The sequence below is a fragment of the Rhodococcus sp. UNC363MFTsu5.1 genome, assembly GCF_000686785.1.
Taxonomy (GTDB): Bacteria; Actinomycetota; Actinomycetes; order Mycobacteriales; family Mycobacteriaceae; genus Rhodococcus_G; species Rhodococcus_G maanshanensis.
The window spans coordinates 86,508-95,928 of the sequence record NZ_JMLO01000022.1 but is presented as its reverse complement, the minus strand read 5'-3'; the positions used below and the strand labels follow the sequence as shown (position 1 = coordinate 95,928).

Sequence of the window (9,421 nt, the reverse complement as noted above, 5' to 3'; positions counted from 1 at the left end):
TCCGGGAACCGGATGTGCGCGACCTTGTCCGAGACCCGGACCTCGTCGAGGGCGGCCATCAGCTTGTCCGCCCGCTTGGCCATGTTCTGCGCCGCGGTCGCCTTCGTCGCCTTCGCACCGAGCTTGGCGGCCTGCACCCGCAACGCGCCCGCCTTCTTCTCCGCGTTCGCGCGCTCACGGCGGCGGCGCTGCTCGTCGGTGGCGCGGGCGTCGAGGTACTTCTTCCAGCCCATGTTGTAGATGTCGGCCTCCCCGCGGACCGCGTCGAGGAACCACACCCGGTTCACCACGTCGCCGAGGAGCTCGACGTCGTGGCTGATCACGATCAGCCCGCCGTCGTGGTTCTGCAGGAACCCACGCAGCCAGGTGATCGAGTCCGCGTCGAGGTGGTTGGTGGGCTCGTCGAGCAGCAGGATGGTGTCCGAGCGGCCGCCGGATCCGTCGGAGGCGGCGAACAGGATGCGGGCCAGCTCGACGCGGCGGCGCTGACCACCGGAGAGGGTGCGCAGCGGCTGGGCGAGGATCCGATCCGCCAGCCCGAGGCTGCTGCAGATCCGGGCCGCCTCGGACTCCGCCTCGTAGCCGCCCGACGCCGAGAACCGGTCCTCGAGCTGCCCGTACTTGCGGATCGCCTTGTCGCGCTCGGCGTCGTCCACGGCCTCCGCCATGATCGCCTGCTGCTTCTCCATGCTGCGGAGGATCTCGTCGAGGCCGCGGGCAGAGAGCACCCGATCCTTGGCGAGCACGTCGAGGTTGCCCTCCCTCGGGTCCTGCGGCAGGTAACCCAGGTCCCCGCCGCGGATCACCTCGCCCGCGTAGGGCTCACCTTCACCCGCGAGGATGCGCAGCGTGGTGGTCTTGCCCGCACCGTTCCGGCCGACAAGACCGATCCGGTCGCCCGCCTGGACCCGCAGGGCCGGGCCCGGCGCGAAGAGCAGGGTCCGCACACCGGCACGAACTTCGAGGTCAGTAGCGGTAATCAATGAAATCTCCTGAAAGAAAACGAATGTGCCTCGGCGCGCGCGCAGCACACGACCTCGAGGGCGGGCGTCGCGGTCTGTCCTGAGGCTGTGCTGAACTCGATGTCCGAGGCGTGAACCAGGGAAGGCTGCACCCGAGCCGTTCGTCTCCGGACGGCTCGTCGCGACGGTTACACGTCGATTTCGCGTGCCATTTCTCGCCGGCCGGACGTGCGAATCGCGGCGTCGACCCGGGACGGGGTACGGCGGCGTATCAGGGGCCGTTGAATGCATGCACCGTCGCGAACAGTGCTGAGAATGGGTTCTAGCGCTGCGTTCTCTGTACCCAGATCAGGCCGGTGAGAAGCCGGCCTCGGGTCTTCGCGGCGGAACGGACATGCATAGCGGGGCACTGTACGAGGTGGCCCCGACCGTGTCAAAAGTGTGCGAGCAGGGTCGCTGCGGGGCGCGATCGTCGACGTGTCGTGGGGTCGGGCTCACCGAGCGTCGGCGGCCATCCGGCGTCGAGGCCCGGTCCGCTGCTCATACGGATGGGGCATCCGACGACTCCGGACAACTGAAATCCGTTGCGTCAGTAGCTCACATCGGCGCACGCGACCGTCGACCGTCGAGCGCTCCCAGACGTTTGACGCCTCGGGTCGCCCGGTGTGGCCGATGCGGGCCGGCCGGCGCCGCCGGACGAGGAGGGGTCCGGTGGACGGTCCGCGCCTGCTCGGCGCCGCATGTGCGGCCGGGTGTTTCCGGAGCCGACGTGGTGGTCGGTTTTGGGGCACATGTGATACGCCGCCGCGTCGCTCGGTGGACGGCGTTTGCAGAGCTGAGCGGGGGTGGCGATCCGGGAGCGGGTCGGTTTCGTCCGATTTACGCGCCGGGTCGGCGGCAATCGTCCCACTGAACGGAATTGTGACTGGCCGCACTGGCGCCGACGCCCTGTGATGTGGATTACACATTCGGTGCGAGTTCGCCGGGTGCACAGCTCCACCCCCTTGTAGTCCGTGCCGCACACGTGCCCGGATCGCACATCGAGGCCTGAAATCCATTGGGCCTGAGATTTATTGGTATCCCGGAAGGACCCCACCACGATGGTCACCACCCGCACAGGCGGCGAGATGTCGCAGCCCCCCGGCGCCCAGGGAAGCTCGTCCGCACCCGAAAAGTGGACGCCCCGCCTGATCTTCTCGCTGGCCTCGATCGTGCTCGTTCTCGAGATGCTCGCGGTCAGCTACATGATGATCTCGATGGCCCTGCCGGCGATCGCCGCGCATTACCAGACCACGCAGGGTGCGTGGCTGCTCACGTCGTTCCTGCTGCTCGGCGCGGTCACCGCCCCGCTGATCGGCAAGCTGGCCGACATGTACGGCAAGCGCAAGATGCTGCTGGCCTGCATCGTCGGCGCCGCGCTCGGATCGTTCATCTCGGCGATCGCGGGCAGCTACGCCGTGCTCATCGCCGGACGCGCGCTGACCGGTCTGCTGGTGCCCTGCCTGTTCCTGAGCTACTCGCTGATCCGTGACGTGTTCCCGGCCAAGACCATCGCGCTGGCCGTGAGCATCGCGACCAGCGGCATGGGCCTGATCGCGATCCCCGCCCCGTTCCTCACCGGCTGGCTGATCGACAACCACGGCTTCCGCAGCATCTTCTGGTTCTTCGTCATCGGTCTCGCGGTGCTCGCCGTGATGATCTTCGTCAGCACCTCCGAGTCCCAGGTCCGGCTGCGTTCGCGCCTCGACTTCCTCGGTGCGGCCCTGCTGGGTGCGGGCATTGCCGGCATCCTGATCGGCATCAGCTTCGGCCCGACCTGGGGCTGGAAGTCGGGCTCGACCCTGGCCTACCTGCTCGGTGGCGTCGCGCTGGTCGTGGCGTGGCTGGTCACCGCCGGCACCGTCAAGGAGCCGCTGATCGACCTGAAGGTGCTGAGCCGTCGTTCCGTTGCCTTCACCGCCACCGCGGCCGGCTTCATGTACGGCGTCAGCGGCCTGTACACCATGCTGCTGCCGATGCTGGCCATGACGCCGGCGATCATGGGCCTCGGCTACGGATTCGGCGTCGACGCCGAGGGCTTCGCGGTCTTCCAGGCGCCGATCGGTGCCCTCACGGTGGTCGGCGGCCTCATCGTGGGCATGCTCGTCGGCCGCAACGTCAAGCCGCGGCTGCTGCTGGCGCTCGGCGCCGCCTCCGCCGCTCTCGGCTGCACCCTGACCGCCTACTCGCACGACACCAAGGGCCTGCTGATCGTCTTCGCCGGACTGGTCGGCCTCGGCATGGGCCTGGGCTACGCCTCGATCCCCAACCTGCTGATCGAGGCGGTCCCGCCGCAGCTGCAGGCGTCCACCGCGAGCATCGTCGGCGTGTTCCAGAGCGTGTTCCCTGCGGCCCTGCCGGTCATCGCGTTCACCGTGATGAACAACTCGCACATCGCGCCGATCCCGCTCGAGATGACGCAGGGCGTCGTGTTCTACACCGACAGCGGCTTCAAGGTCGCCTTCCTGATCGCGGCGGCCGCCTCGGTCGCGTGCCTCGCGGCGGCGCTGCTGCTGCCGAAGCGCATCGAGCAGGTGAAGGTCCCGGCGGCCCAGGCCTCCGGCGAGCCGGCCATGGCCACCGTCGACTGATCGCCCTCACCAACTGAAGGGCACCCCCGTCCGGTCGGAACCGGACGGGGGTGCCCTTCACCCGTTTCGGTGTCGGATTCGCCCACTGACCGGAACAGCGTCTGGGTGTCCGGTGCCCGCAGTGGCAATGTGACGGTGAACACTGGCGGACCTATACCGCCTGTCGAGACGGAGGTAGGCGATGACATCGGACCTGAGCTACGAGGGCACTCTTCGGGAGATCTCCACGGAGTCGGGCATCCTGCGTTACCACGAGGCCGGTGACGGGCCCCCGCTGCTGCTGCTGCACGGCTCTGGCCCCGGCGTCACCGGTTGGCGCAACTTCCGCGGCAACCTCGGTGTCTTCGCCGAGCACTTCCGCTGCCTGGTCCTCGAGTTCCCCGGCTTCGGGGTCAGCGACGACTTCGGTGGTCACCCGATGGTCACCGCCCTGGAGTCGGTGGTGAAGTTCGTCGACGCCCTCGGGCTCGACAGCGTCGACATCATCGGCAACTCGATGGGTGGCGGCGTCGCCATCAATTACGCCATCGCTCACCCCGAGAAGGTGCGCCGGCTGGTGACCATCGGCGGCATCGGCAAGAACATCTTCAGCCCCGGCCCCGGCGAGGGCATCAAGCTGCTCCAGGAGTTCACCGAGGCGCCGACCCGCGAGCGCCTCATCCAGTGGCTGCACTCGATGGTCTACGACCCGGCGATGGTGACCGAGGAGCTCATCGAGGAGCGCTGGACCCAGGCCACCGATCCGGAGACCCTCGACAGCGCGCGCCGGATGTACAGCAAGGTGGCCTTCTCGATGATGGTCAAGGCGATGGAGGCCTCCGACGCGCCGCCGCCGTGGGCGATGATGCACAAGGTGAAGGCGCCCACGCTGCTCACCTGGGGTCGCGACGACCGGGTCAGCCCGCTGGACATGGCGCTGATCCCGATGCGCACGATCCCCAACGCCGAACTGCACGTGTTCCCCAACTGCGGACACTGGGCGATGATCGAGCAGAAGGACGCATTCGAGAGCGCCGTCCTGGCCTTCCTGCGTCGCAAGGACGCGGCCGGCCGGCCCTGATCGTCACCCGAAGCGCGCAGCGCCGAGGCGTCGAAAGACGCCTCGGCGCTGCGTTTTTGGTTTCAGGTGCGGTAGCGCTCGAGAGAATGCTCCGAAAACGACTCGGGCGCTGTGACCGAAACGGTCACAGCGCCCGAGAGGAGAGATGCCTGGCTCAGGCGCTCGCGCCCTCACGCTCCGCGACGATGTTCAGTGCGATGTCGATCAGCATGTCCTCCTGGCCGCCGACCAGCTTGCGCTTGCCGGCCTCGAGCAGCAGGGTGCGGACGTCGACCCCGTACCGCTCGGCCTGGATCTCGGCGTGCCGCAGGAAGCTCGAGTACACACCCGCGTATCCGAGGGTCAGGGTCTCGCGGTCGACGCGGACCGGCCGGTCCTGCAGCGGGCGGACGATGTCGTCGGCGGCGTCCTGCAGGGCGAACACGTCGCAGCCGTGCTTCCACTCGTACAGGTCGGCGACCGCGATGAACGGCTCGATCGGGCAGTTGCCCGCGCCCGCGCCGTGTCCGGCGAGGGACGCGTCGACGCGGTAGACGCCCTCCTCGACGGCGACGACGCTGTTGGCCACCGACAGCGAGAGGTTCTCGTGGGCGTGGATGCCGATCTCGGTGCCCTCGTTGAGCACCTCCTTGTAGGCCCGGACCCGGTCGCGGACCCCGCCCATGGTCAGGCGTCCGCCCGAGTCGGTGACGTAGACGCAGTGCGCGCCGTACGACTCCATCAGCTTGGCCTGCTTGGCGAGCTCCTCCGCGGGCGCCATGTGGCTCATCATCAGGAAGCCCGAGACGTCCATGCCGATCTCGCGGGCGGTCTCGATGTGCTGCGCGGAGACATCGGCCTCGGTGCAGTGCGTCGCGATGCGCACCGATCGCACACCCAGCTTGTAGGCGTGCTTGAGCTCCTCGATGGTGCCGACACCGGGCAGCAGCAGCGTGGTCAGCCGAGCGTTCTTGATGGAATCCGCCGCGGCCTCGATCCACTCCCAGTCGGTGTTCGAGCCGGGGCCGTAGTTGACCGATCCGCCTGCGAGACCGTCACCATGGGCGACCTCGATGGCGTCGACGCCCGCGGCGTCGAGGGCGGTCACGATTCGCTTGACGTCCTCCGGCGAGATCCGGTGGCGCACCGCGTGCATGCCGTCCCGGAGGGTGACGTCCTGGACGAAGATGGTGGGGTTACTCGTCGGGCGGGTGGTGGGAGTGCTCACTGGGTGGCTTCCTTCTTCTGTGCGATCCGCTCCGCGATCTGCTGTCCGGCGGAGGTCATGATGTCGAGGTTGCCGGCGTAAGCGGGCAGGTAGTGTCCGGCGCCCTCGACCTCGAGGAAGATCGACACCTGGTGGGTCGGGCGGTTGCCGTCGACGACCAGCGTCTCGACCGGCTGGTCGGCGGGGATCTCGGTGATCTGGACCTGCTGCTTGAGGCGGTAGCCGGGGACGTAGGCCGAGACGTCGCCGACCATCTTCTCGACGGACTGACGGATCTCGTCGTGCGTCGCCGGGTCCGGGGCGTCGACGAGGCAGAACACCGTGTCGCGCATGATGAGCGGCGGCTCGGCGGGGTTCAGGATGATGATCGCCTTGCCGCGCTTGGCGCCGCCGACCGACACGATCGCGGCGGACGTGGTCTCGGTGAACTCGTCGATGTTGGCGCGGGTACCGGGGCCGGCCGACTTCGACGCGATCGAGGCGACGATCTCGGCGTAGGCCACCGGGACGACCCGGGAGACGGCCGCGACCATCGGGATGGTGGCCTGGCCACCACACGTCACCATGTTCACGTTCGGGGCGTCGAGGTGGTCGTCGCCGTTGACCGCGGGGATCACGTACGGCCCGATGGCGGCGGGGGTGAGGTCGATCATGCGCTTGCCGAGCGGGCGCAGGCGCGCATCGTTCGAGATGTGGGCCTTCGCCGACGTGGCGTCGAAGACGATCTCGATCTCGTCGAAGTTCGGGAGCCCGACGAGGCCCTCGACGCCCTCCGCGGTGATCGGCACGCCGAGCTTCGCGGCCCGTGCCAGACCGTCGGAGGCGGGGTCGATACCGACCATCGCGCCCATTTCCAGGTACTCCGAATGGTTGAGCACCTTGATCATCAGATCGGTGCCGATGTTGCCCGATCCGATGATCGCGACCTTGACTTTGCTCATGCTTCCTTCTCTCCCACGAAACGGGCGGTCACGGTGCCGAGACCGGACACGGTGACGGTGACGGTGTTGCCGGCGGCGACGGTCGCCATCGGGCCGAGGGCGCCGGACAGGATGACCTGACCGGCGAGCAGCGGCTGGCCGAGGTCGCGCGCCGCGCGGGCGAGCCACACCACGGCCTCGATCGGGTCGCCGAGGCAGGCGGCGCCGTTGCCGGAGGAGACCTCCTGGCCGTCGACGGCCATCGACATGACGACGTCGACCGGTGCGACCTCGTCGAGGGTGCGGCGCTCGGTCCCGAGGACGTACACGCCGGAGGACGCGTTGTCGGCGACGGTGTCGCCGAAGCGGATGTCCCAGTTCTCGATGCGGCTGTCGCAGACCTCGAGTGCGGCGACGGCGTACTCGATCGCGCCGCGGACCTGGGCCGCATCCAGCGGGCCCTCGGCCAGGTCGGCGCCGAGCACGAAGCCGACCTCGCCCTCGATCTTCGGCTGGATCAGCAGGCTCATCGGGATGTCGGCGCCGTCGGCGTACGCCATGTTGTCGAACAGGACGCCGAGGTCGGGCTGGTCGACGCCGAGCTGCTGCTGGACCGCGACCGAGGTCAGGCCGATCTTGCGGCCCACGATCTTGGCGCCGGCCTGCTGCCGGAGGTCGTTGACGCGCTGCTGGACGGCGTAGGCGGCGGCGAGGTCGTCGGCGCCGATCAGCTCCCGCACCGGCGTGCAGGGCGCACCGGCCGCGGCTGCGGCCGCGAGGCGGTCCGCGGCGGCGGCGATGTCGGACTCGCTCGCCGCGATGGAGTTCGTGGGCTGGCTCATGGTCCCTACTGTTACGGGATCCGTGCGGCCGAACCAGCCCTTCGTCTCACTCAGCGATACGCTCGAATGATGACGGCCGCCGCGAACCTCGACACCGTGCTCGGCAAGGCGGTGACGATCCTGCGTGCCTTCCGGGCGGAAGACCAGGTCCTCACCCTCGCCGACCTGGTCCGGCGGACGGGGCTGCACAAGGCGACCGTGCACCGCCTCGCGGGGGAACTCGTCGCGAACCGACTGCTCGACCGCGTCGAGGGCGGTTACCGACTCAGCGGCGGCCTCTTCGAGCTGGGGATGCGGGCATCGCTCGAGCGCAGCCTGCTCGAAGTCGCGATGCCGTTTCTGCAGGACCTGTACGAGCGGACCCACGAGACCGTGCACCTCGGTGTGCGGGAGGGCCACGACGTCGTGTACATCGCGAAGATCGGTGGCCACCGTCAGGCGAAGTCCCCTTCCCGAACCGGTGGACGAAATCCGTTGCACTGCACCGCGATCGGCAAGGCCCTGCTCGCGCATGCAGGTCCGGAGATCCAGCAGGAGGTGCTCGCGTCGCCGATGACCCGGCGCACCGCGCACACGGTGGTTGCCCCCGGGCTGCTGCGTCGCCAGCTGACACGGATCGTGGAGACGGGCGTGGCCTTCGAGCACGAGGAGTCCGCGCTCGGCCTCACCTGTGTGGCCGCGCCGGTGCTCGGCCAGGGCGAGGAGCCCCTCGCGGCCATCAGCGTCACCGGGCCGACCGGACGGTTCCGACCGGAGGGTCAGGTCGGAGCCGTGCGTGCGGCGGCCGCAGGGCTGGGGAGTACCTTGGCGCGCCGCGAGCGGCTCCGGTAGGGGGAATCGGGACCGTCCGCCATCGCAGCGCGGCGCGGGGGCGGCCGGGCACCGTATGTAGAGTGCACATCGCATGCATGACGCGCCGTGCACCAGGACCGTTGCCCTCGTGCCCGGTGTCGACTTCCCGCACTAGTGAGGCACTGTGACTGACTCGATCGCTCATCAACAGCAGTTCTACGTAGCGGACGGCGTGTCCGACGACGAGATCGCGCGGCAGGCGGACCTGTACGGGCCGCTGACCGACAGCGTCAGGGAGCTGATCGAGATCGCGCTGCTGACCGAGGTCGACGACCCCGAGGTGCGTGCGGCGCAGGAGCACATCGAGTCCGCGAAGCGGTTGCTGCGGCAGCGGATGATCCCAGGACCCTATGGCGTGCGATGGGGCGCCTCGGGCCAGAAGCGGGCCTGGGGCAACGCCGCGGCCGGGCTCCGCAACGCGGTCGCGCCGCCGTTGGTCGTCGAGTGCGAACCGGACGGTCGAGCCTGGGCCGATTTCCACCTCGGTGCGGCCTACGAGGGACCCGCCGGACTGACTCACGGTGGGGTGTCCGCGCTGGTGCTCGATCAGGTTCTCGGTGCGGCGGCCGAGGCGGGCGGTGCCCCCGGAATGACCGGGACGCTGACCCTGCGCTACCGCCGCCCCACCCCGCTCGGCGCGCTGCACGCCGAGGCGCGCATCGATCGCCTCGAGGGCGTCAAGACCATCGTCACCGGGCATCTCGCCGGGCCGGACGGTGTCTGCGTCGAGGCGGAGGGGGTCTTCATCCTGCCGCGCTGGGCTCGGGGCAAGGACAGCGCCACGGTCTCCGATCCGGTCTGACGGTCTCCCGCCCGGACCGCGGCGGGGTCGGCGCCCGATGGCGGCGTCGGAATCGACACCGTCGCGCCCGACGGTCCGGAGCCTCGGCACCTCGCTCCGAGAACCGGCGCGCCGCAACTGGACCTGACCCCGGACACTGCGGACGT

General features: G+C 69.2%; 8 protein-coding genes. 4 read left to right on the top strand and 4 right to left on the bottom strand.

Features of this window, described 5'->3' with window-relative positions; all coding sequences use genetic code 11:
• On the bottom strand, positions 1-983 hold a 983-nt coding region (locus tag BR31_RS0117695; RefSeq protein WP_037177131.1), incomplete at its 3' end, for an ATP-binding cassette domain-containing protein.
• Positions 984-2,089: 1,106 nt separating this feature from the next.
• Here BR31_RS0117695 and BR31_RS29090 point away from each other — a divergent pair.
• Complete coding sequence (locus BR31_RS29090; protein ID WP_231496543.1) at positions 2,090-3,592, top strand: MFS transporter; 1,503 nt, start codon at positions 2,090-2,092, stop codon at positions 3,590-3,592.
• A gap of 181 nt (positions 3,593-3,773) precedes the next feature.
• The gene (locus BR31_RS0117685) at positions 3,774-4,652 is read left to right on the top strand and encodes an alpha/beta fold hydrolase (RefSeq protein ID WP_027502143.1); all 879 of its coding nucleotides are present in this window, start codon (positions 3,774-3,776) and stop codon (positions 4,650-4,652) included.
• 154 nt (positions 4,653-4,806) lie between these two features.
• Here the strand turns inward: BR31_RS0117685 and dmpG are convergent, their stop codons facing one another.
• The 3 genes from dmpG to BR31_RS0117670 are packed head-to-tail and all read right to left on the bottom strand — an operon-like array spanning position 4,807 to position 7,621.
• Positions 4,807-5,859, bottom strand: coding sequence for a 4-hydroxy-2-oxovalerate aldolase (gene dmpG / locus BR31_RS0117680; RefSeq protein WP_269321357.1), 1,053 nt, complete (start codon positions 5,857-5,859; stop codon positions 4,807-4,809).
• Complete coding sequence (locus tag BR31_RS0117675; RefSeq protein ID WP_027502141.1) at positions 5,856-6,800, bottom strand: acetaldehyde dehydrogenase (acetylating); 945 nt, start codon at positions 6,798-6,800, stop codon at positions 5,856-5,858. The genes dmpG and BR31_RS0117675 overlap by 4 nt, the downstream gene beginning before the upstream one ends.
• The gene (locus tag BR31_RS0117670) at positions 6,797-7,621 is read right to left on the bottom strand and encodes a 2-keto-4-pentenoate hydratase (protein ID WP_027502140.1); all 825 of its coding nucleotides are present in this window, start codon (positions 7,619-7,621) and stop codon (positions 6,797-6,799) included. Before BR31_RS0117670 ends, BR31_RS0117675 begins: the two co-directional genes overlap by 4 nt.
• 69 nt (positions 7,622-7,690) lie before the next feature.
• Here BR31_RS0117670 and BR31_RS0117665 point away from each other — a divergent pair, with 69 nt between their 5' ends.
• Complete coding sequence (locus BR31_RS0117665) at positions 7,691-8,452, top strand: IclR family transcriptional regulator (RefSeq protein ID WP_027502139.1); 762 nt, start codon at positions 7,691-7,693, stop codon at positions 8,450-8,452.
• A 145-nt stretch (positions 8,453-8,597) separates the two neighbouring features.
• The gene (locus tag BR31_RS0117660; RefSeq protein ID WP_027502138.1) at positions 8,598-9,275 is read left to right on the top strand and encodes a PaaI family thioesterase; all 678 of its coding nucleotides are present in this window, start codon (positions 8,598-8,600) and stop codon (positions 9,273-9,275) included.
• The last annotated feature ends 146 nt before the right edge of the window (positions 9,276-9,421 follow it).

Coding starts and splice junctions, on each gene's coding strand:
- BR31_RS0117665 (WP_027502139.1), top strand. CDS start 7,691: ATGACGGCCGCCGCGAACCTCGACACCGTGCTCGGCAAGGCGGTGACG.
- BR31_RS0117670 (WP_027502140.1), bottom strand. CDS start 7,621: ATGAGCCAGCCCACGAACTCCATCGCGGCGAGCGAGTCCGACATCGCC.
- BR31_RS0117675 (WP_027502141.1), bottom strand. CDS start 6,800: ATGAGCAAAGTCAAGGTCGCGATCATCGGATCGGGCAACATCGGCACC.
- BR31_RS29090 (WP_231496543.1), top strand. CDS start 2,090: ATGTCGCAGCCCCCCGGCGCCCAGGGAAGCTCGTCCGCACCCGAAAAG.
- BR31_RS0117685 (WP_027502143.1), top strand. CDS start 3,774: ATGACATCGGACCTGAGCTACGAGGGCACTCTTCGGGAGATCTCCACG.